This is a genomic window from Streptomyces sp. NPDC006602 (assembly GCF_042870385.1).
GTDB lineage: Bacteria > Actinomycetota > Actinomycetes > Streptomycetales > Streptomycetaceae > Streptomyces.
This window is the reverse complement of sequence record NZ_JBIAHG010000009.1, coordinates 71,714-93,348: the sequence shown is the minus strand read 5'-3', so window position 1 is coordinate 93,348 and position 21,635 is coordinate 71,714. Positions and strand designations below refer to the sequence as shown.

The 21,635-nt window shown below is 71.3% G+C and carries 19 protein-coding genes, 1 pseudogene and 1 riboswitch; of the genes and pseudogenes, 9 read left to right on the top strand and 11 right to left on the bottom strand.

Annotation, left to right across the window (positions count from 1 at the left end; translation table 11 throughout):
* Positions 1-13: 13 nt before the first annotated feature.
* On the bottom strand, positions 14-709 hold the full coding sequence (locus ACFYO2_RS23455) for a L,D-transpeptidase family protein (RefSeq protein ID WP_388352227.1): 696 nt from the start codon (positions 707-709) through the stop codon (positions 14-16).
* A gap of 123 nt (positions 710-832) precedes the next feature.
* Here ACFYO2_RS23455 and ACFYO2_RS23450 point away from each other — a divergent pair, with 123 nt between their 5' ends.
* Positions 833-1,378 carry a hypothetical protein gene (locus ACFYO2_RS23450; RefSeq protein ID WP_388352225.1) on the top strand — a complete coding sequence of 182 codons (546 nt, stop codon included), beginning with the start codon at positions 833-835 and terminating at the stop codon, positions 1,376-1,378.
* Here the strand turns inward: ACFYO2_RS23450 and ACFYO2_RS23445 are convergent.
* The 4 genes from ACFYO2_RS23445 to ACFYO2_RS23430 all read right to left on the bottom strand — a co-directional run bounded on the left by ACFYO2_RS23445 (position 1,369) and on the right by ACFYO2_RS23430 (position 4,477).
* Positions 1,369-2,283: an SDR family oxidoreductase gene (locus ACFYO2_RS23445; RefSeq protein ID WP_388352222.1), complete on the bottom strand. Its 915-nt coding sequence runs from the start codon at positions 2,281-2,283 to the stop codon at positions 1,369-1,371. The two genes, ACFYO2_RS23450 and ACFYO2_RS23445, sit on opposite strands and share 10 nt — an antisense overlap.
* 91 nt (positions 2,284-2,374) lie before the next feature.
* Complete coding sequence (locus ACFYO2_RS23440; protein ID WP_388352778.1) at positions 2,375-2,749, bottom strand: DUF4180 domain-containing protein; 375 nt, start codon at positions 2,747-2,749, stop codon at positions 2,375-2,377.
* A gap of 10 nt (positions 2,750-2,759) precedes the next feature.
* Positions 2,760-3,389, bottom strand: a complete 630-nt coding sequence (locus ACFYO2_RS23435) for an MBL fold metallo-hydrolase (protein WP_388352219.1) — start codon at positions 3,387-3,389, stop codon at positions 2,760-2,762.
* The gene (locus tag ACFYO2_RS23430; protein ID WP_388352216.1) at positions 3,389-4,477 is read right to left on the bottom strand and encodes an S-(hydroxymethyl)mycothiol dehydrogenase; all 1,089 of its coding nucleotides are present in this window, start codon (positions 4,475-4,477) and stop codon (positions 3,389-3,391) included. Before ACFYO2_RS23430 ends, ACFYO2_RS23435 begins: the two co-directional genes overlap by 1 nt.
* 205 nt (positions 4,478-4,682) lie before the next feature.
* On the opposite strand from ACFYO2_RS23430, the gene ACFYO2_RS23425 reads away from it, so the two are divergent.
* Positions 4,683-6,437 (top strand): ABC transporter ATP-binding protein, encoded by a 1,755-nt coding sequence (locus tag ACFYO2_RS23425; protein WP_388352213.1) that lies wholly within the window; start codon positions 4,683-4,685, stop codon positions 6,435-6,437.
* 13 nt (positions 6,438-6,450) lie between these two features.
* Here ACFYO2_RS23425 and ACFYO2_RS23420 read toward each other — a convergent pair whose 3' ends face one another.
* Positions 6,451-7,296: a (2Fe-2S)-binding protein gene (locus ACFYO2_RS23420; protein ID WP_388352210.1), complete on the bottom strand. Its 846-nt coding sequence runs from the start codon at positions 7,294-7,296 to the stop codon at positions 6,451-6,453.
* 227 nt (positions 7,297-7,523) lie between these two features.
* On the opposite strand from ACFYO2_RS23420, the gene ACFYO2_RS23415 reads away from it, so the two are divergent.
* The 4 genes from ACFYO2_RS23415 (at position 7,524) to ACFYO2_RS23400 (ending at position 13,630) form a co-directional block, all read left to right on the top strand.
* A complete protein-coding gene (locus ACFYO2_RS23415; RefSeq protein ID WP_388352207.1) occupies positions 7,524-8,711 on the top strand; it encodes an acetyl-CoA carboxylase biotin carboxylase subunit family protein in 1,188 nt (395 codons plus the stop codon).
* Between the two features lie 53 nt (positions 8,712-8,764).
* The gene (locus tag ACFYO2_RS23410) at positions 8,765-10,546 is read left to right on the top strand and encodes an IucA/IucC family protein (RefSeq protein WP_388352775.1); all 1,782 of its coding nucleotides are present in this window, start codon (positions 8,765-8,767) and stop codon (positions 10,544-10,546) included.
* Between the two features lie 112 nt (positions 10,547-10,658).
* Positions 10,659-12,431 (top strand): IucA/IucC family protein, encoded by a 1,773-nt coding sequence (locus ACFYO2_RS23405; RefSeq protein WP_388352204.1) that lies wholly within the window; start codon positions 10,659-10,661, stop codon positions 12,429-12,431.
* Positions 12,428-13,630, top strand: coding sequence for a type III PLP-dependent enzyme (locus tag ACFYO2_RS23400; RefSeq protein WP_388352202.1), 1,203 nt, complete (start codon positions 12,428-12,430; stop codon positions 13,628-13,630). Before ACFYO2_RS23405 ends, ACFYO2_RS23400 begins: the two co-directional genes overlap by 4 nt.
* Positions 13,631-13,697: 67 nt before the next feature.
* On the opposite strand, the gene ACFYO2_RS23395 is transcribed toward ACFYO2_RS23400, so the two are convergent.
* The gene (locus tag ACFYO2_RS23395) at positions 13,698-13,991 is read right to left on the bottom strand and encodes a hypothetical protein (RefSeq protein ID WP_388352199.1); all 294 of its coding nucleotides are present in this window, start codon (positions 13,989-13,991) and stop codon (positions 13,698-13,700) included.
* 174 nt (positions 13,992-14,165) lie between these two features.
* Between ACFYO2_RS23395 and ACFYO2_RS23390 the strand changes: the two genes are divergently transcribed.
* Both ACFYO2_RS23390 and ACFYO2_RS23385 read left to right on the top strand, forming a co-directional pair.
* The gene (locus tag ACFYO2_RS23390) at positions 14,166-14,537 is read left to right on the top strand and encodes a nuclear transport factor 2 family protein (protein WP_388352196.1); all 372 of its coding nucleotides are present in this window, start codon (positions 14,166-14,168) and stop codon (positions 14,535-14,537) included.
* Between the two features lie 12 nt (positions 14,538-14,549).
* Positions 14,550-14,634: riboswitch (ZMP/ZTP riboswitch) on the top strand.
* Positions 14,628-15,014 (top strand): annotated as a pseudogene (locus tag ACFYO2_RS23385) (bifunctional 5,10-methylene-tetrahydrofolate dehydrogenase/5,10-methylene-tetrahydrofolate cyclohydrolase); the annotation flags it as partial. (Overlaps the previous riboswitch by 7 nt.)
* Before the next feature lies 1 nt (position 15,015).
* Here ACFYO2_RS23385 and ACFYO2_RS23380 read toward each other — a convergent pair.
* The 3 genes from ACFYO2_RS23380 to ACFYO2_RS23370 form a co-directional block, all read right to left on the bottom strand.
* Positions 15,016-15,990: a CU044_5270 family protein gene (locus ACFYO2_RS23380; RefSeq protein ID WP_388352193.1), complete on the bottom strand. Its 975-nt coding sequence runs from the start codon at positions 15,988-15,990 to the stop codon at positions 15,016-15,018.
* Positions 15,983-16,540, bottom strand: coding sequence for an RNA polymerase sigma factor (locus ACFYO2_RS23375; protein ID WP_388352190.1), 558 nt, complete (start codon positions 16,538-16,540; stop codon positions 15,983-15,985). Before ACFYO2_RS23375 ends, ACFYO2_RS23380 begins: the two co-directional genes overlap by 8 nt.
* A gap of 152 nt (positions 16,541-16,692) precedes the next feature.
* On the bottom strand, positions 16,693-18,660 hold the full coding sequence (locus ACFYO2_RS23370; protein ID WP_388352187.1) for a ricin-type beta-trefoil lectin domain protein: 1,968 nt from the start codon (positions 18,658-18,660) through the stop codon (positions 16,693-16,695).
* Positions 18,661-19,269: 609 nt separating this feature from the next.
* On the opposite strand from ACFYO2_RS23370, the gene ACFYO2_RS23365 reads away from it, so the two are divergent.
* The gene (locus ACFYO2_RS23365) at positions 19,270-20,472 is read left to right on the top strand and encodes a glycoside hydrolase family 76 protein (RefSeq protein WP_388352184.1); all 1,203 of its coding nucleotides are present in this window, start codon (positions 19,270-19,272) and stop codon (positions 20,470-20,472) included.
* Here ACFYO2_RS23365 and ACFYO2_RS23360 read toward each other — a convergent pair.
* Positions 20,466-21,467 (bottom strand): LacI family DNA-binding transcriptional regulator, encoded by a 1,002-nt coding sequence (locus tag ACFYO2_RS23360; protein ID WP_388352181.1) that lies wholly within the window; start codon positions 21,465-21,467, stop codon positions 20,466-20,468. The two genes, ACFYO2_RS23365 and ACFYO2_RS23360, sit on opposite strands and share 7 nt — an antisense overlap.
* Between the last annotated feature and the right edge of the window lie 168 nt (positions 21,468-21,635).

Sequence of the window (21,635 nt, the reverse complement as noted above, 5' to 3'; positions counted from 1 at the left end):
TGCCTGTGCTGCCTCAGGTGCCCGGCTTGCGGCCGTACACGAAGACGTCGTCGCCCTTCTTCAGCAGCGACCAGTACTTCTTGGCGGTGGTCGTCGTCATGTTGACGCAGCCGTGCGAACCGGGCGGGTTCCACATGCTGAGGCCGACCGAGTGGAAGGCCTGGCCGCCGTCGAAGAACTGGCTGTAGGGCATCGGCACGTCGTAGATGCTGGAGACGTGGTCGATGTCCCGCCAGTAGATCTTCTTCAGACCGGTGCGGGTCTCGTAGCCGTCGCGGCCGGTGCGGACCGGGACGGGGCCGTAGACGAGCTTGTTGCCGTCCTGGATCCAGCTCAGCTGGAGGGTCAGGTTCACGCAGGCGATGCGGCCCTTGTTGACGGGGCACTTGCCGGCCTTGTTGGGGTTGGTGCCGACGGCCTTCTGCTTGTTCATCAGGTCCATCACACCCCAGGTGACCGGACCCGCGTAGCCGGCGTTCGGCGTGATGCCGTGCTTGTTCTGGAAGGCCTGGATGGCCTTGCAGTCGGCGGCGGACTGTTTGCCGTCGACCGGCCGGCCGAGGAACTTCTCCACCTGCTTCTGATAGGGCCCGGTCTGCGTGGTGCAGCTCGCGGCCTGCGCGGGCGCGGCGCCCAGCGCGAGCGTGAGCGGTACCACCAGTCCGGTGATCCCGAGTGCGACGGCTCCCCGTCTGCGTATGTCCCCCATGGCCTGGATCTCCCCTGCGTGTGACGTTTCTTCGACTGCTAGACCGATGTGCGGGGGTGGCGGTTGTAGGGCCGGTCGGGCTGTGACAGAACGGTTAAGTTCCGCGGCAGGTACCGTGCGGCCATGTCCGCGTTCTTGCAGCAGCTCCCCGCCCTGTTCGGTGTCGTGATCGGCGCGCTCGGCTCGTACTTCGCGGTCGTGCGCAGCGACCGGGCCCGGTTCCATCGTGAGCAGGCGGCCCGTTGGGAGGAGCGCAAGCTCTCCGTGTACGCCGACTACGCACGGACGTTGAAGAAGTCCGTCACCCTGACGTACCGGGTCGCCGCCCACCTCGGCAACGACCCGCACCCGCACCCGCTGTCCCCGCAGGAGGCGGCACCGCTGATGGCCGAGGCGACGCTCGCCAGGGATCCGTCCGGGGAGGCGCTGATCCTGCTGGGGAGTCCCGAGGTGGTTGAGCGGGCCCGGACATGGGTGGTGGCCGTGATGGAGATGGAGCGGTTCCTGCGCGAGGGGACGCGTGATCCGCGGGCGTGGCAGGCCCTGCTGGAGCGGCAGCGCGCCGGACGCGAGGGCTACTACGCGGCCGTTCGGGACGATCTGGCGCTGCCTCCGGGGCATTCGGCGCGCTGGCCGCTGCCTTCGGGTGGCACCACACTTCAGCGGTAGCCGGTGACGTCCGCCGGCTTGCCCGCGTCCTGCACCTCGACGAGGTAGCGCCAGGCGTCCGGGCGGCTGCCGTCCAGGTCGGTGAAGTCGTACACCTGGGCGAGCCCGCCGCTGGAGAGGGACTGGCCGTTCCAGCGCGCCACGTCGGGGTCGGCGGCGAGGGCGGCCACGGCGCGGCCCACGTAGCGGGGTGTCTCGGAGATCGCGAAGTGGGGGACGCGTGCGAGAGCGTCACGCCAGTTGTCCTCGCGCACACCGAAGTTCTCGAGCATCATCTCCGACCGCAGCCAGCCGGGGGTGAGGGCGACGGCGGTGGCGCCGAGCGGCCCGAGTTCGTGGCCGAGGGCGAAGGCCATGCGCAGGACGGACGCCTTGGCGAGGTCGTAGAAGAAGCTGTTGCGGTAGGTGTCGCGGTTGTAGTCGGCGGTGCCGTCGGTCATCTCGACCACCAGTCCGCCGGGTCGGCGCAGGAGCAGCGGCAGGGCGTGGTGGCTGGTGATCGCGTGTGTCTCGACGGCGAGGCGCAGCAGCCTGAGGCCGTTGTCGAGGTCGTGCTCCCAGAGGGGGGTGTCCCAGGCGAAGAGTTTCTCGCCGCCCCAGACGTCGTTGACGAGGACGTCGAGGCGGCCCTGTTCGCCGGCGATGCGGTCGACGAGTGTGCGGACCTGTGCCGGGTCGAGGTGGTCGGTGGGTACGGCGATGCCGTGGCCGCCGGCTTCGGTGACGAGGTCGGCCGTGTCCTCGATGGTCTCGGGGCGGTCGTACTCGGAGCGGTGGGTCCGGGTGCTGCGGCCGGTGACGTACACCGTGGCGCCGGCCGCCCCGAGTTCCACGGCGATGCCCCGCCCGGCTCCCCGGGTCGCCCCGGCGACCAGTGCGATCCTGCCCTTGAGCTGTTCCGGCATGTCCGGCCTCCCTTTTCCCTGTGCGTGCGATCCGTCTCGCTACGAGGGTGCCGGGTAAGCCGGACATCTTCTGTCGTCTTTCAGGGTGGGGTCACCCGGCCGTGCGCAGTTTCTCGTCCAGTGCCTCGAAATCCGGCAGGAACCAGATGTGGCCGCCCTGGTTCGTCTCGTGGACGAAGTCCCGAAGAGCGGTGCTCCCGGCGACATGCCGGGAGACGTCCCCCACGACGGCCAGGCGCAGCCGGTAGTTGACGAACTTCTGCATGACCGCGCCCGCGACCCCCGACCGCAGTCGGAAGAACTCATCTGCCACTCGCTCCGTGGGGACGGCGACGATCTGCGCGTCGCGTCCCATCGCGTCGCCGATGAGGTCGAGGGCCGCGTTCTCGCCGTCCAGGGGCGGGCCGTCGGGGGCGCAGCGCAGGACGCCCACACCGTGCAGGGGCACGACCTCGTCGGCGGGCACCGCGGCTTCGTCAGTGGCCACGGGCGATCCACTCCTGAAGGTGCGGGGCCTCCGCGCCGACCGTCGTCGGATCGCCGTGACCGGTGAGGACCTTCGTCTCGGGCGGGAGTGCCAGCAGGCGGTCGCGGATCGAGTCGATGATCGTCGGGAAGTGGGAGAAGGAGCGGCCGGTGGCGCCGGGGCCGCCCTGGAAGAGGGTGTCGCCGGTGAAGACGGTGGCGAGGCCCGGGCCGTACAGGCAGACCGCGCCGGGTGCGTGCCCCGGGGTGTGCAGGACGCGCAGGTCGGCGCCGGCGGCCTCGATGACCTGACCGTCCTGCAGCCAGGCGTCGGGGTCCCGGTCCGGGTGGGTCTGCTTCCACAGCGGCAGGTCGTCCTGGTGGAGCCAGATGGTGGCTCCGGTGCGCTCGGCGAGCGCGGGCGCGGCGTCGATGTGGTCGTTGTGGGCGTGGGTGCACACGATGGCGGTCAGCCGGCGGTCGCCGACTGCCTCGGCGATGGCGTCGGCGTCGTGGGCGGCGTCGATGACGATCGCCTCGTGGTCGTCGCCGACGATCCACACGTTGTTGTCGACGTCCCAGGTGCCGCCGTCGAGGCTGAACTGGCCGGAGGTCACGAGGCGTTCGACGCGCGGGGCCATCAGAGCACCACCACCGAACGCAGGACGTCGCCGTGGTGCATGCGTTCGAAGGCCTTCTCCACGTCGGTGAGTTCGATCGTCTCGGTGACGAACGCGCCTAGATCCAGGCGTCCTTGCAGGTGCAGGTCGATCAGCATGGGGAAGTCCCGGCTGGGCAGGCAGTCGCCGTACCAGGAGGACTTCAGGGAGCCGCCGCGGCCGAAGACGTCGAGGAGCGGCAGTTCGAGCTTCATCTCCGGGGTGGGCACACCGACCAGGACCACCGTGCCGGCCAGGTCGCGGGCGTAGAACGCCTGCTTGTACGTCTCCGGGCGGCCGACCGCCTCGATGACCACGTCCGCGCCGAACCCACCGGTCAGCTCACGGATGGCCTCGACCGGATCGGTCTCGCGGGAGTTGACCGTGTGGGTGGCGCCCATGGAGCGGGCCGTCTCCAGCTTGCGGTCGTCGATGTCGACCGCGATGATCTTCGCCGCGCCCGCGAGGTTCGCTCCGGCGATCGCCGCGTCACCGACGCCACCGCAGCCGATGACGGCGACCGTGTCCCCGCGGCCGACCTGGCCGGTGTTGATCGCGGCACCGATCCCGGCCATCACGCCGCAGCCCAGCAGGCCCGCCACCTGCGCCGAGACCGACGGGTCCACCTTGGTGCACTGGCCGGCCGCCACCAGGGTCTTCTCGGCGAAGGCGCCGATGCCCAGGGCGGGCGAGAGTTCCTGGCCGGTCGAGGCGAGGGTCATCTTCTGCTCGGCGTTGTGGGTGTCGAAGCAGTACCACGGCTTCCCGCGCAGACAGGCGCGGCACCGCCCGCACACCGCACGCCAGTTGAGGATCACGAAGTCGCCGGGGGCGACGTCGGTCACCCCCGCGCCGACCGACTCGACGACGCCCGCCGCCTCGTGGCCCAGCAGGAAGGGGAAGTCGTCGCTGATGCCGCCCTGCTTGTAGTGCAGGTCGGTGTGACAGACCCCGCAGGCCTGCACCTGCACCACGGCCTCACCGGGGCCGGGGTCCGGCACCACGATCGTCTCCAACCGCACCGGCTCGTCCTTGCCCGGTGCGATCACGCCGCGTACTTCCTGCGCCATGGTGCCGGCCCCTTCCCTCGGCTCGTGTCCGTCCCTGCCCCGACCCTACGTCGGACTGATCAGTAACGGGACGGCATCATCGCCGTGCGGGCCGCTGCGGGCGTCGGGGCGAGGCGACGCCCCGGATGTCGGCCGCCCGAAACCGGCGGGCACCCCGGACTGGCGCCGACGTAGCCTGAACGCTCCGCAGGCATGAAGGAGCCCCGTGAGCAACGCAGAGACCGAGACCGGACCGCCCGCGTGGCGGCTGATCCTCGGATATGTACGGCCGCACCGGTGGGCGCTGCTGGCGGGCGCGGTGCTCTCGCTCGTCACGGGGGGCACGGGACTGATGCTGCCGCTGGTGGCACGGGAGTTGATCGACGACCTGTCGCACGACCGCGCCATCACCGGCTGGTTGGTCCTCATGTCGGCGCTGGTGATCGCCAACGCGGCGCTGGGGGCGCTGGGTTCGTTCGTGTTGCGGCGCACCGCCGAGTCGGTGGTGCTCGGCGCGCGGCGCAGCTTGTCGTCGTATCTGCTGCGGTTGCGGATCACGGCCGTGGACCGCAGTGAGCCGGGCGACCTGATGGCCAGGATCACCTCGGACACCACGCTGCTGCGGGAGGTCACCACCGATTCGCTGGTGGGCCTCGGCACCGGCGGGCTCACGCTCGTGGCGACGGTGGTCATGATGGGCCTGGTGGATCCGGTGCTGCTCGGGGTCACGATGGCGGTGATCGCGGGCGCGGGCACGGTCCTCGGGGTGATCGTGCCGCACATCAACCGGGCGAGCCGGCAGGCGCAGGACGCGGTCGGCGTGATGGGTGCCTCGCTGGAGCGGACACTCGGCGCGCTGCGCACGGTGAAGGCGTCCGGCGCCGAACACCGGGAGGAGCGCACGCTGCACGCGGCGGCCGAGGAGTCGTGGCGGCAGAGTGTGCGGGCCGCCAAGTGGTCCGCGGCGGCGGGCAACACGGCGGGGCTGGCCATGCAGATCGCGTTCATCACGGTGCTCGCGGCCGGTGGGGCGCGGGTGGCGACCGGGGCGATCGACGTGGGCACACTGGTGGCGTTCCTGTTGTTCGTGTTCTACCTCATGTCGCCGATCCAGCAGGTCGTCGGCGCGATCACGCAGTACCAGACGGGCGCCGCGGCCCTCACCCGCATCCAGGAGGCGATGCTGCTGCCCGCCGAACCGGCGGCGGCCCCCGCACCGCTGCCGTCCGCGGGCTCGCAGCCGGCGTCCGTCGCGTTCGAGGACGTCCGTTTCCGGTACGCCGAGGACCTGCCGTACGTGCATCACGGGGTGACGTTCGACGTGCCCGCGCAGGGCATGACGGCCTTCGTCGGGCCGTCCGGGGCGGGCAAGACCACCGTCTTCTCGCTCATCGAGCGGTTCTACGATCCGGAGTCCGGGACCGTGACGCTCGACGGCCGGGACCTCGCGGACTGGGATCTGCCGCGGCTCCGTTCCGCCATCGGCTATGTGGAGCAGGACGCCCCCGTCCTGTCGGGTTCGCTGCGGGACAACCTGCTGCTGGGCAACCCGGACGCGGACGAGGACGCCGTCACGCGGGTGGTGAAGACGACCCGGCTCGACGGCCTGGTCGCCCGCCTGCCCGCCGGCCTGGACACGCTCGTCGGCCATCGCGGGACCAGGCTGTCGGGCGGCGAGCGCCAGCGGGTCGCCATCGCCCGCGCCCTGCTGCGCCGCCCCCGGCTGCTCCTTCTCGACGAGGCCACCTCGCAGCTGGACGCGGTGAACGAGGCGGCGCTGCGGGACACGGTCGCGGATGTCGCCCGTACGACCACGGTGCTCGTGGTCGCGCACCGGCTGTCGACGGTGACGATGGCCGACCGGATCGTCGTGATGGACGCGGGGCGGGTACGGGCCGTGGGCACCCATCGTGAACTGGTCGCCGCCGATCCGCTGTACGCGGAGCTGGCCGCCACGCAGTTCCTGGCCACGGCCGGGTGAGCCGTCCGGTTTCTCAGTTAGCGAGTCGGCGCAGCCGTTCCGCGTCGCCGGTGCGGGGGCAGGTGACGCAGGCCTCGGCCGGCCGGATCGCGTAGAACATGCAGCAGCCGGCGCGGGTGCGCGTGGCGTGGCGTCGGCCGTCGTCGCCCACCAGGTACCGGAAGTCGGCGCCCGACGGGTACGGCGGTACGGGGGCCGGCAGGACCTCGGTGGCGGCCCGCAGGGCGGCGCCCTCCTGGCCGAGCATCCGGCCCAGATGCCAGATCCCGGAGACCAGGTCGTCGCAGACCATGCCCCACAGGGTGCGAGCCCCGCGTCGTACGGTCGGGCCGATCGCGGCCAGCAGCGGACGCATGTGGTCGGCGACCGCCATCCTCAACGCCGCCCGCAACTGCTCCTCCTGAGCGAGCGTCAGCACGCCCGGCAGTGCGGCCACGGGGTCGCCGGGGAGACAGGCGAGGTCGGTGCCCGGGGTGATCACGTACGTACCGGAGGCGAGGTCCAGCCGGAGATCCTCGGGCCGGATCCGGGGCACCCGCCGTTCGAGGTACCAGGCGCCGCCGATGAGCAACCCGACGGACCAGGCGTAGTCGTGCAGGGCGCGGGATGCGGCGACATGCCGTCGCGGGACCAAGCCGTAGCGGTCCTCGATCCGGGCGGCCTCGGCGTCGACGAAGGCGTCCAGCACCGACTGATCCGATGTCAGCTCCGCTGCGGTCGGGCTCGGTCGAGCTGCTCCGTCGCCCGGCTCCGCGACCCGCACGTCGAGCGCTTCGCAGACGTCGGTCAGACGCCGGTAGACGTCGGCGAGGGCATGGGCGACGGCACCGTCCGGCGAGGTGTGCAGGGTCACGGACATCGGCCCTCCAGAGCAGGGAAATGGGGCTGAATCCAAATAGGGAAGGCTTACCTTACCTGTAGGATCTTGGTGAGGTGATCAAAGGGGTTGCCGTGCGCGATCGAGAAAACCGCACGTCACGGCGACGCCACGGTCAGTCGAGAACGCCCGCTGTTCTCGGGACGGGTCGCAGGCACGTACGCGACCCGCCCCCACCTCCCACTCACCGCCGGAAGTGTCCTTACGCCATGCGCCTGTACCTGCTCGCCCTCAACCCGACCGACTCGGTCACCGAGGGCTTCCTGCCCGCCGCCGCCCGGCTGGGCCTGGACGTCACCGTCCTCACCGACCAGCCCGACGCGCACCGTGCCGCGTATCCGGCCGCCGAGATCCCCGCCGTCGAGATCCTGGGGTGCGACGTCCGTGACTTCCGGGCCGTGATCACCCGGATCTCCACGCACCACCGGCCCGACGCCGTCTTCACCAACAGCGACCACCTCCAGACCCAGGCCGCCCTGGCCGCCGCCTACTTCGGCCTTCCCGGCAAGGACTGGCGGGCCACCCTGCGCACCAAGGACAAGGCCGAGATGCGCCGCCGGCTCGCGGCGGCCGGCGTGGACTGCGTGTGGTCGGCCGAGCTGACCGAAGCCGCCGCGCTCGACGCGCCGTACCCCTGTGTGGTCAAGCCCAATGAAGGCGTGGCCAGCGAGGACGTCGTGCTCGTCGAGAACGCCGAGGAACTGGTCACCCGCGCGAAGGAGATCCTGGACCGGCGCCCGGGTGCCGTCCTGGTCGTCGAGGAGTACCTCCCCGGCGAGCTGTACACCCTGGAGACCCTCGGCGACGACACCACCCGGCATGTCCTGGGCGGCTTCCACACCGAGCTGTCGCCGCCGCCGTACTTCGTCGAGGAGAGTCTCACCTTCGTCCCGGCGCATCCCGAGCCGGTCGTCGCGCGGGTTCTGGAGCAACTGGACGCGCTGGGCGTCGGGTTCGGCGCCTGTCACACCGAGTTCGTGGTGCAGGCCGGCCGAGCGCGCATCATCGAGGTCAACTACCGCGCCATCGGCGATCAGTGCGACCTGCTGCTGGCCCGGCTGCTGGAGATGCCGCTCTTCGAGCACGTCCTGCGCACCCACCTCGGCGAGCCGCTCCCGGCCGACCTGGGCGCCCGCCATGACGGGGCCGCGCGCCTGGAGTACCCGTGTGCCGACCGCGCCGGAACCCTCGTCGACGCCCCCGCCGCCACCGAACTCACCGTCGACGGCGTGCATCTGACCTACCGTCCGCTGCGCGCGGTGGGCGAGCGGCACGAGCTGTACCGCACCAACCGCGACTACCTCGGCGTCCTGCGGGCCACCGGCACCGACCAGTCGACGGTGGACCGCGTCTCGGCCGAGTTCCTGGCCGCCCGGCGCTGGGAGATCCGGCCGTGACCTCGCCGACGCACGATTGGTCCGGGGCCGCCGCGACCACCCCCGATCCGCCCGTGACCTCGCCGGACGCCACGGACACCGCGGAAGCCTGCGCGGCGGAACTGCTCACCCGTGTACTGAGCGCCCTCCTGCGCGAGGACGTGGTCGGGCTGCGCACCCGGAGCACCCTCGCGCACCGGCCGGACGGCGACTGGCTGCGGCTGCCGACACCGGACGGCGATGCCCTGCTGCTGCCCGTCGCCGAGGACGGCTACCAGAGCGTGTACGCCGCGCGGCTGCCGCTCCTCCTTCGCGAGTCGGACGGCACCGAGCTGACCTCGTACGACAGCGTGCTCGGCGCGCTGCGCGCGCTCGCCGAGCCGGAGGACCGGGGCGGCTTCGAGGCGTTCGCCGAGGAGTGCCGTCAGACCCTGAGCACGCTACGGCTGCACGCGGCGACGCGATCGGAGGTGGCCGGTCTGCTGACCGCCCAACACGGCGACGACCCGGCACGATGGACCGGCCCGACCGCCGGCCTGGCGTACGACACACTCGCCGCCCGGCTGGACCACCCCGTCTACCCGACGGCACGCGGACGTTCCGGGCTCACCGACGACCAACTTCGCACGTACGCACCCGAGTTCCATCCTCGGTTCGCGTTACGCTGGCTCGCCGTGCCCCGGGACGCGGTCACCCTGGCGGGCACGCTTCCGGAGGTCTGGCCGACGCCGGCGGTGCTCGGTCTGCCCGAGCTGCAGCGCACGCATGTGGCGTTGCCGGTCCACCCGTTGACGCTCGGCACCCATCTCGACGAGGCGCTGCGGTCCGCCGGTCTCACGGACAGCGCGGTGCTCGTCGACCGGGCCCACCTCGACGTCGTGCCGACGCTGTCGATGCGTACCGTGGCGACGGCCGCGGACCCGGCCCTGCATCTCAAACTGCCCCTGGTCACAGCTACGTTGGGCCTGCGCAACAAACGGTCCATCAAGCCCGGGACGCTCATCGACGGTGCGGCGGGGCAGCGGCTGCTGGAGGCGGTGATCGCCCGTGAACCCCGCTTCCGGGACACCATCCTGCACGCCGACGAGACGACGTACGCGCACGCCGGGCATGAACTGCTCGCCGTCCTGTGCCGCCGCTACCCGGCCGGGCTCGACGACTCGGTGGTCGTACCGATGGCGGCACTTCTCGCCGAGGCCCCCGACGGACGGCCGGTCGTGGACCACCTCGCCGACCGCTTCTTCGACGGGGATCCCCTCGCCCTCCTCGACGCCTGCCTGAGGCTGCTGTTCGACTGGCAGACGACACTGTTCGGGTACGGGATCGCGCTGGAGTCCCACCAGCAGAACATCTCGCTCGTGCTGCGACCGGGCAGTGTGCGGCTGCTGTTCAAGGACAACGACGGTCCCCGCATCAACGCCGAGCGGCTGGAGGCCGTACTCCCCCGGCCGTGGGGCTTCGACGACGTACGGGCCTTCGCCCGGGGCGACGGGCCGGTCGCCGACCTGTTCGCCACCATCACCGTCCATCTGTGCGCGGGTGCCTACGCGTTCGGGCTCGCCCGGCGGGGTCGCGCCCCGCTGCCCGCGCTGCTGGGGCTGGTGCGGGAGCGGCTGACGGAGGCCGTCGACCGGCTCGGACCCGAGGCAGCGGACGCCGGGGACGTGCTGCGTGCCCGGGTCCTGGACGCGCCGACGCTGCCGGTGAAGGCGATGGTCACGGCCGGGACGCTGCTGTCCAAGGAACGGTCGGGCGCCGCCGACATCAACAAGTACTACACCACCGGCCCCAACTACCTGCTGACGGCCGAGGCCAACGCACCCGACCACCTGCTGACGGCCGAGGGTTCGGCATGAACGCCCGCTTCAGTCCGGCCGCACCCCTGCTGACCGGCGGTGCCGCTGCCGCCGTCACCGTCCTCGCTGTCACGTTCCCCCCGCTGAAGTTCCGCACCCGCTGGAGCCGTTGATGCCCATGCTGACCCATTCGCCCGGCAGCTCCCCCAGGCTCTCGACCTCGCTCGAGGCCGTTGGGATCCCCATCGCCCCCGCCGAACTGCCCACCGCCGACGAGGTAGTGGCCCACACCCTCCTCAACTGTCTGCTGCGCGAGGTGTCCGGCCCCGAACACCAGTCCGTCGTCACCGACGGCCGGATGCTGCTGCGGCTGCCGCGCCGCGGAGTTCTGCTGCGCGTCGCCCTGCGCCGCACCTCGCTGCTCGGCGCGCACCGGTTCACCGGCCCGGTGAGCGAACAGCGCGAGGGCGGCTGGGCGGCGGTGGACTGGCGGCGCCTGGCCGGGTACACGCATGACGAGCTGTGGCTGCGCACCGGCGTGCGCAACGAGGAGTTCCTGGAGCAGATCGCCTCCAGCCATGCGGCGATCACTTCCACCCTGACCGCCGTACGGTCCGACCGGGCCCCGGACAGCAGGCTGTCGGACTACCTCGCCTCCGAGCAGTCGCTGTTGTTCGGGCACCGCTTCCACCCCACGCCCAAGGCCCGCACCGGCGACCCGCGCGCCTGGTCCGCGTACGCGCCGGAGGCCAAAGCCGCCTTCCCGCTGCGGCACCTCGCGGTCCGCGACCACCTCATCGCCGAGGAGTACGCCGACCCCGCGGCCCTCGCCCCGCTCGACCACCAGCGCGAGGACGTCCCCGAAGGCTACCGGCTGCTGCCCGCCCACCCCTGGCAGTACGAGACGCTCGGCGAGCATCCGGCACTGCGCGCGGCCCTCGCGGCCGGCGACATCCTCGACCTCGGACCCGGCGGACGGCCCTTCGCCGCCACCGCGTCCGTGCGCACCCTGTACGACGGCGAGACGTTCCTCAAGTTCAGCCTGAACGTGCGGATCACCAACTGCGTGCGCAAGAACAGCAGTTACGAACTGTCCGGTGCGGTCGCCCTCACCCGCGCGCTGGCCCCGGCGCTCGCCGACCTCGACGAGCGGTTCCCCGGCAGCGCCGTGCTGCGCGAGCCCGCCTACCGCACCCTCGCCCTGCCCGGCCCCGACGGCACCCCGGACCGCGCACTCCTCGAGGGCTTCGGCGTGATCGTCCGCGAAGGCCTGCCGCGCCGCCTCGCGCCCGGGGCCACTCCCCTGCTCGCCGCCGCCGTCGCCGACGAGTACCCGACCGGCGCCGCCCACATCTCCCGCCTCCTCGGCGGCGCGGACCGGCAGCGGGCCCTCGCCTGGTGGTCGGCGTACCTCGACCTCCTCGTCCCGCCGGTCCTGGCCGCCTACTTCGACCACGGTCTGGTCCTGGAACCGCACCTGCAGAACGTGCTCATCTGCGTCGACGGCGACGGCATGCCCGCCCAGGTCCTCTTCCGCGACCTGGAGGGCGCCAAGCTCCTCCCCGAGCACCACGCACACACCCTGGCCGCGCTGCCGCCCGAGGTGGCGGGGCCGCTGACGTACGACGCGCAGCGCGGCTGGGACCGGGTCGTGTACTGCCTGCTGGTCAACCATGCCGCCGAGCTGCTCGCCGCCCTCGCCGACCTGCACCCGCGGGCCGAGGCCGCGCTGTGGGGCCGACTGCGGGACACGCTGCGGGCGTACGCCGAGCGGAGCGGCTGTCCGCCGCGCCTGGCCGCCCTGCTCGCCGGGGTGCCGCTGCCCGCCAAGGCCAACCTGCTCACCCGCTGGGAACGCAAGGCCGACCGCGAGGCCGGGTACGTCCGGCTGCCGTCCCCGCTCGCCGAGGACATCCTGCGCGACACGACCGGGGGCACCCGATGACCGACCCGACGTCCGCGGTCCGCGACCGCGTCCTCTCCCTGCCTTCCGCTGAACTACCCGCTTACGTATACGACTTGGCGGCTCTGCGCGCGCACGTCGCAGACGTGCGGGACGCCCTACCGGAGCGGGTCGAGCTGTACTACGCCGCCAAGGCCAACCCGGAGCCGGAGATCCTCGCCGCGCTCGGTCCCCACGTCGACGGCTACGAGGTCTCCTCCGGCGGAGAACTCGCCCACGTCACCAAGGCGGTACCGGGCCGGCCGCTGGCCTTCGGGGGGCCCGGCAAGACACCGGACGAGGTCACGGCCGCCCTGGAACAGGGAGTCGAGCGCTTCCACGTCGAGAGCGAGTACGAGCTGCGCATGCTGGCCGAGTTGGCGCGGCGAGTCGCGCCGAAACGGCGGATCCCGGTGCTGCCGCGCGTCAACCTGCCTGTGGCGGACGGCTCGTTGGCGGACAGTTCGCTGGCGATGGGCGGCAGGCCCACCCCCTTCGGCATGGACCCGGCCCGGGCTGTCAAGGTCGTCCGCGCGCTCTCCGACGGCGCCCACCCGCAGCTCGAACTGCGGGGCGTGCACGCCCATTTGGCGAGCGGCCTGGAAGCCGCGGAGCAACTGGCGGTGGCCGAGACCGTCGTCTCGTGGGCGACGGGACTCGGTGTGCCACTCGCCGAGGTGAACGTCGGCGGCGGCATGACCGTCGACTACACCCGCCCGGAGCGCCGTTTCGACTGGGCCGCGTACGGCAGCGGCCTCGCCCGGCTGACCGAGGCGCACCCGGAGCTCACCCTGCGCATCGAGCCGGGGCGGGCGCTGACGGCGTACTGCGGCTGGTACGCCACCGAGGTACTCGACGTGAAGCACAGCCACGGCGAGGAGTTCGCCGTCGTCCGGGGCGGCACCCACCATCTGCGGACCCCGGCGACGAAGGGTCACGACCAGCCCTGTTCCGTGCTGGAGGTGGAGACCTGGCCGCACCCGTGGCCGCGGCCGGCGGCGGAGGGCGACCGGATCACCGTGGCCGGACAGCTGTGCACCCCGAAGGACGTGCTGGCCCGACACGTGCCCTCGCCCGGGCTGCGGGCAGGTGACCGGGTGGCGTTCTCGCTGGCGGGCGCCTACGCGTGGAACATCTCCCATCACGACTTCCTGATGCACCCAGCGCCCGGCTTCCACTTCCTGGACACCGCGTCCGCCTGATGGGACCCAGGCATGCGTCGAGGCCGCCCGGAGATCCGTGCGGCCCTCGGGGAGCAGGCGAGAGAGGTCAGCCGACGGCGGGCACCAGCCCGGTGACAGGGGCGACGAGGTCGGTGACCTGGTGCAGCTCGTTCAGCTCATCGACCTGGTTGAGCGCGGCCGGCTGCCGCGAGATCCGCGGAATCTCGTCCTTGTGCTCCGCGGGGATGTCGCTGACGACGAGCGAGTCGAACGTGGCGATGGGGTTCAACTGGCCGGTGTCCGGTGCAGCCGCGTCGGCCGCGTTCGCGAGGGGAGCGGCGAGGCCGGTGACCCCGACGGCGAGACCAACGGCGGCGATGACACGTCGTGTTGAGCTCATGCCTTCAGCAACGGCGGCGGGGCCGTGCCGGACACGGACGGCTGCTGTCGCTCACATGTCAGGCGCAGCGCGCGGCCTGCGCTTGCCGAGCCCGCCCGGCCGGAGGAGCCTCGGTAGGAGAGGCCCCTCGCGGCCCGCCTCATCGCTGGGCCGCGCCCTTCGAAGGAGGTCACCATGGGCACCACCGCACGCCCCGGCTTCGACACCGAAACCCTGCGCCAGGGCATCGAAGGACACACGGCGTCGACTCTTCTGCAGCTCTACTCGGACGACGCCGAGCTCCGCATCGTGGACCACAACACCCAACCGAGCCACCCCAAGGTCCTGCACGGCCGCGACGAGATCCGCGAAATGCTCGAGGACGTCTACGGCCGGGAAATGTCGCACAAGCTGGAACAGTGCGTCATCCAGGAGGACCGCGCCGCCTTCAGCGAGTCCTGCCAGTACCCCGACGGGGTACGTGTCCTCGCCGAGTCGATGGTGTCGCTGCGGGACGGCAAGATCGTCGACCAGACCATGATCCAGGCCTGGGACGAGGAAACGTAGGGGGTTACGCTGGGCGCGGGCCGTGACTGGCGCTGAGGTGGAGCACCACCGGGAAGCGGCCCGCGGAAAACGAATGCCGTGCGCCTGGGCGACGTCGACCCGGCGGGCCGGCGCGCGGTGGTCGTCGGTCGCAGTGCGATCCTCGGCAAGCCGGTGGGCATGCTGCTGCTCGCGCGTGACGCGACCGTCACCTACTGCCACTCCCGTACCCGGGATCTGTCCGCGGCCGTCCGCGAGGCGGACATCGTGGTCGCCGCCGTGGGCCGGCCGCGGCTGATCCGGGGCGAGGACGTGAAGCCGGGCGCCGTGGTGATCGACGCCGGGTACAACGCCGGGAACGTCGGCGACGTCGACTTCGACTCCGCCGTGGAACGGGCCTGCCTGATCACGCCGGTGCCGGGCGGCGTGGGTCCGATGACGATCGCGACGCTGCTGGAGCAGACGGTGGACGCGGCCGCCCGGCAACTCGGAGGGTGATTCAGCGCATCCAGGCGTTGTACTCCATGACGTCGCCGATCTTGAGGCCCCACTCGGGCTCGGCGACGGTGGCGGTGCTCTCCAGGCCCAGGACGGCGCCCGTGGCCGGGTCCATGATCAGCATCCGGCGGGCGCCGGAGCCGTCGTACACATACGCCTGACCGCGCCGACCGAGACGGTCGGTCACCTCACCGACCGGCCGCAGTCCCTCGGCATCCGCGAGGAGCCGGACGAGCGCCGCGTCCTCCTGGGCGCCGAGAGTCCAGTGGTCGAGCAACACACCGACCGCGTCGAGGAGTTGGGGCGTCGTGAGCGACGCGTCACGGTAGTCCGCCTCCTGCAAGTAGGCGCGCAGCCGCGTCGGGTCGTGCGGGGGCGGCGACTCGGGCGGCGCGTCGCTCCAACTCGGCCCGAAGCTCTGCCTGCTGACGACATGACCGTCCTCGACCAGGCTGGGCTCGCCGTCCTCGTCGGACAGGACCGGCCGACCGGGATGCCGTGGGTCCGTCGCCACGACCAGTTCGGTGTGCGTGTCGTCGGCCTTCCAACGCACGATCCGCTCCTGGGCAAGTGTGATCGGGGGCTTGTCCTGCGACATGCCCATGCTCCACGACAGGACGTGCGTGCCCTTGCGCAGCCCGGGCGAACGGTCGGCCGCGTCCCGCCCGGCACGCTCGGCCAGCAGCCGAAGGGGTACGGGGGTGGAGTCGGCCTGCACCACCAGCGGGCGGGGGGCCGCGACCGCCGGGGGCGTGGTCGGGCCGCCGAGCACGAGGGTCAGCGCGAGGGCGGCGACGGCGGCCGCGGCGCCGAGGCCCCAGGCCAGCCGGGCGCGGCTGCGGGGGCCGGGGGTCTGCTCGTGGAGCAGCCGGTTGAGCCGCTGCTCGGCGTGATGGTCCAGCGGCCCGTCGCCGAAGTGAGGGGCGTCGACCGGGACCGGATTGGCGCGGCGCAGAAGTTCCAGTTCGTCAGCCATGGCCGTGTTCCTTCGACGATTTCGACGGGTGTGCGTCCGCGGCGATCGCGGGGTGGAGGCGGTCGATCTCGGCTCTCAGCCGACGGCGGGCCCGGTGCAGCCGCATCGAGGCGGCGCGGCTGCCGCATCCGAGGGCCACGGCGACCTCGTCGATGCCGAGTTCCTCCCACGCCGTCAGGCGCAGTACCTCCTGGTCTGCCGGGGAGAGCCGGGCGAGCGCGTCGTGCACCCAGCCGCCCGGCGTCTCGGCGTCGGGGCCCGCCGCGATGTGCCGCCCGTGCACGGTGTCGTCGTTGCCGAGCCGGTCGACGAGCCGGCGGCGGCGCCCGTGGCCGCGGACCGCGTTGGCCAGGCAGTTGCGGGCCACGCCGTACAGCCAGGGCAGCGGAGACGCCGGCAGGTCGGCCCGGCGGCGCCAGGCGACCGTGAACACCTCCGCCACCACTTCCTCCACCTCACTTGTACGCCCGTCCAACCGCCGCGCGACGTAGCGGCTGACCGCCCAGTAGTGCTCGCGATAGGCAGCGGCGAAATCCTCGTCGTTGCTCATGTTCCGTTCGTGTCCGGCACCTTCGTGAACGTCACACCTGTCTTGCGTGACGCTCGTCGCAACGATGGCGCCGCTGATGTGCGCGGCGCCGCCCTGCTGTCTGCAGGGCGGCGCCGCGGTGGTGATGCTGAGGTGTCCCGGTCAGGCGGGAGCTACGTCAGCGTCCACTTCTGGTTGTCGCCGCCGTTGCACGACCACAGCACGAGCAGCGAGCCGTTGGCCGTGCCGTTGTTGTTCGCGTCGAGGCAGAGACCGGCGTTGACGTTGGTGAGGGTGCCGTCACTGTTCACGTTCCACTGCTGGTTGCTCTGGCCGTTGCAGTCCCAGATGACGACCTTGGTGCCGTTGGTGGTGCCGCGGTCGTAGGCGTCCAGGCACTTGTTGCCGTACACCACGAGTTCCTTGCGGGAGGTGTAGGTCCAGGACTGGTTGGGGCCGCCGTTGCAGTCCCACAGTTCGGCCTGGGTGCCGTTGGTGATGGTGTTGTCATAGATGTCGAGGCAGCGGCCGGACTGCTTGCCGACGGCGAGGGTGCCGTTCGCGCCGGGCAGGGGCCGGACGGTGATCGAGTCGATGCCGGACGCTCCCGAGAAGGCGAGCGTGTTGGCGGAGCCCTTGGACAGGGAGGCCGCGACGGAGATGGTGCCCGGGCTCGATCCGGTCGGCGGGAAGGAGACCTTGGTGGGCGTCTGGCCGTTGACCTGGAGGGTGGCCGTGCGGGCGGTGGAGGTGTTGTTGGTGTAGGAGACGTCGACCGTCTTCAGGCCGGTGCTCCCGGCGACCACGCCGGTGAAGTTCGACGTACCGGTGTACGTGCTGCTCGCCGCCTCGGTGCCGCCGGTGACGTTGAGCATCACCGAGCCGCCCGCCGGGACGCTCGCCGTGTAACTCGTGCCGTAGGTACCGATGTCGGACCGCGCCCAGAGGTCACGGACGGTGGCATTGGCGTTGGTCAGACCGAGGTCCGACCAGCGGACGGTGATGTTCCTCGCCGCGGAGGTGCGGTTGAGCAGGACGACCGCGCGGTTGCCGGCGCCGGACAGGACCTTGCCGTAGACCTGCGCTCCGGTGGTGTCCTCGGCGACCTCGACGCCCTGGAGGCCGCGCGGGTCCTGGTCGACCGCGATGACCTCGGGGTTCTTCAGGATCGCGGCCGTCTCGGCGGTCATGGTCGCCAGGTTGTTGCCGGCCAGGAGCGGGGCGCCGGAGATCGCCCACAGGTTCATGTGGGTGCGGTTCTGGGCGGCGGTGAAGCCGTCCATGCCGACCATCAGCATGTCCGGGTCGTTGTAGTAGCCGGTGTGCTGGGCGGTGGGGTGCACGTTCCTGTCGTAGTTGGTCAGCAGGTTGGTCATGGACGGCTGGTTGCCGAAGAGGATGATGTCGTCGTTGGTCCGCCACATCGCGCCCTGCCCCGGGGCCCAGTTCCACGGGTTCTGCCTGCCCCAGTTGCACAGCGACAGGGTCATCGGGCGGCCGGTGGTGGCCGTGGCCCTGGTGATCGCGTCGCTGATGGCCTGGTACGTCGTCTTCGCGTCGAGGCCCTCGGCGTCCCCGCCGCACCAGTCCACCTTCACGAAGTCGAAGCCCCACTTCGAGAACTGGAGCATGTCCTGGTCGTAGTGGCCCTCGCTGCCCGAGCCGGGTGCGGCGGGCCGGCCCGTCGGGTAGTAGTATCCGCAGCCGTCCTTGCCGGCGTCGGTGTAGATGCCCGCCTTGAGGCCCTTGCTGTGGATGTAGTCGGCGATGGCCTTCATTCCGCCGGGCCACTCGGTCTCATCGATCGTGATGTTGCCGGCGCTGTCGCGGGTGCCCTGCCACCAGCCCTCGTCGATGTTGATGTACTGGTAGCCGGCCGCGGGCAGGCCCGCCGCGACGAACGCGTCGACCTGCTGCTTGATCACGTTGTAGTCGATCTTCGCGGCGAAGCTGTTCCAGGAGGCCCAGCCCATCGGGGCGGCGGACACAGGTATCTGACGGGTCGTCGCCGCCTGTGCCGCGTTCGGCTGGGCGAACAGCAGGGCGGCGGTCACGGTCAGGGCGAAGACGAGGGCGCGGACGGCGGTGGCTCTGAAGCGGCCCATGACGCCTGTGGCCGTCGGTGAGGGTGGGGGGTACATGCGGCTCCTTCGTGCGGGAGGGACACCCAATGCGTTCGACATTTCGAACTGAGATCGGTGAACCGAACGCTGTGCGCGCCGAACGTAGAGCCATGAGAGGAGCAAGTCAACGGATGTGACAGGTGTGAAGTTGCCGGTCTTCTCGGTTTGTTCACCCCGGGCGGTGGCCCTCGCCGCCATACTGTCCGTCGTGCGCGTAGCGGCCATGACGGCGGAATCCCGGGCGACGTAGCCCCGTTCACCGGTCTGGGGCACGGCCTGGCGCGTGCCGGGCACGAGCTCACCCTCGTCACCCCACGCCCGCTTCGAGCCGCTGGCGGTGCGGGCGGGGCAGGCACCGCCTACCGCCGTGGAGCCGGAGTTCACCGGCGGCGGGGATGGTCACGGCCTGGTGGGCGCCACCGCCGCAGTCCTGGATCTCGAGACCGTTCGGTTGCGGTACGCGGCCGGACAGCGGTTGGAGGATGCGCCGACCAGCGGGTCCCGGACCATACCGTCACCGCTGCCGACTACTGGTTCTGTTCGGACCGTTGACGACTCCACAGCGTCATGACAACGTTTCCATTACCCGCGGCCTCACCCATCCCTCAATCGAATGGAGACGTTTCCATGCGCCGATACCCCTCCCGCCGAGCGCTGGTCGGCTCCGGTCTGACAGCCGTGGCCATGGCCACGATGGCGACGACTTCCACCGCGAACGCGGCCACCGCGAGCGGCGGCAACGCGGAAGACGCGGAACACCGGTCCCGCGCGCTGTCCCGCGGCAGAGCCGCCTACGCCGCCCTGGAGAGACACCTCGACGCGACGGACGGGTCCGGACTGGTCCGCGAGCAGTATCCGGCGGCCTCGGGCGACAACCCGTACTCCTACGAGTGGCCCTTCTCCCAGGTGCACATCGCCGCTCTGGACCTCGCGGCGGTGGACACGGCGTACCAGTCAAAGCTGGCCGCCCGCGCGAAGGCCCAGGAGCACTACTGGAACGCGGGCGGAGGCACGACCGGGCTGCCCGGATACGACTCCTACCCCGACGCTCCGTACGGCTCGGGCGGCGACATGTTCTACGACGACAACGAGTGGGTCGGGCTGGCGAAGGTCCAGCGCCACCTGCAGACCGGGGACACCGCCGCGCTGGCACGCGCGAAGGAGATCTTCGCGCTGGTCAGGTCCGGCTGGGACACCGACACCACCCACGCCGCACCCGGCGGCGTCTTCTGGACCCAGGCGACCTGGAGCCATGACCGCAACACCGTCTCCAACATGCCGGGCGCCCAACTCGGCCTGCGCCTCCACCTGATCACCGGCGAGAGCGGCTACCTGGACTGGGCAAAGCGGTTCTACGACTGGACGAACACCCATCTGCAGAGCCCCGGCGGACTCTACTGGGACCATCTCGACCTGCAGGGCACCATCGAGAAGACCATCTGGTCGTACAACCAGGGCGTGCCGGTCGGCGTCAACGTCCTACTCCACCGGGCGACCCGTGACGGCGTCTATCTGCGCCGGGCCGAGCAGATCGCCGAGGCCGCGTACGCCTACTACGTCACGCAGGGACGGCTGTTCAGCCAGCCGGTGTTCTTCAACTCGATCTTCTTCAAGAACCTGCTGCTCCTGGAGTCGGTGACCGGCGACGGCAAGTACCACCGCGCGATGGCCGACTACGCCGACCAGGTGTGGTCCACCATGCGCGATCCCGCGACCGGGCTGGTGCACTTCGACTCGTCCGGTGGCACACAGGCGATCCAGCAGGCGGCCTTCGCACAGCTCTACGCCGTGCTCGCGTGGCCCCGCACCCTCTGGCCGACGCTCTACTGAGACTGAGACTGAGGGCCCAACTCCCCCGTACCCCGGGCGATGAGCCGCACCGGCAGCACGGTCCTGCGGAAGGGCGCACCCTCGCCGTTGACGCGGTCGATGAGCAGACGGGCGGCGTGACGGCCCAGCTCCTCGGTGTCGGAGGTCACCACCGTGACCGGGGTCGGGAGCATGTCGGCCAGCTTGAAGTCGTCGAACCCCACCACCGCGACGGGCAACCGCAGTCGCTGGCTCGCCCGCAGGACGCCCTCGGTGAGGAAGCCCGTGGTCGAGAAGATCGCCGTCGGCGGTCGCGCCGACGTCAGCAGGGCGTGGGTGGCGGCGGCGGCGTCCTCCGTGGTGCCGCGTCGCAGGGTGACGACCAGGTCCTCGTCGACGGGGATGCCGCTGCGCCGCAGCGCCTTGCGGTAGCCGCGGAGCCTGCGGCCGGTGGTGTAGTAGGAGGGCGCGACGAGGATCGCGATGCGGCGGTGACCGTGGTCGATGAGGTGCTGTGTCGCCGCCGCTCCCCCGCCCTCGTTGTCTACCATCACGACGTCGGCCTCGGCGCCGGTGGCGGGTCGGTCGACGAAGACGATGGGCACGTGGTCGTGGGCGTTGACCTCGTCGAGAAAGGCGTGGTCGCCCTGGTCGGGCACGATGATGAGCCCCGCGACCCGCCGCCCGATGAGCTCGCCCACCGCACGGCGCTCGACCTCCGGGTCCTCGTCGGCGGTGCTGAGCAGCACGGCGTACCCGGCCCGGTTCGCCACGTCGACGGCCGCCTTCGCCAGGGAGGCGTAGAAGGGGTTGGTCAGGTCACCGAGCAACAGCCCGATGGTCATGGAGTTCTGCCCGGGGCGGAGCGATCGTGCGATCTCGTTGCGCTGGTACCCGATGGCGTTGATGGCGGCGATGACCCGCTCGGCCGTCTCCTCGCGGACGGTTCCGATGCCGTTGACGACGCGCGACACGGTGACGAGGGCGACTCCGGCCCGCTCTGCGACATCGCGCATTGTCGGCCTGGTGTTCTGGCGCTGTGGGGGACGACTGCTCACGTGGGGCGGAGACCAACTTTCTTCACCGGGCGGCCGAGTGACGGCCCTCAGGATACGGTTCCGGGACAGGGCGCATGCCCCGGTCAGCAAGGGTGACCGGGGCTTCGGGCCCGTGCGGCTCGGGCA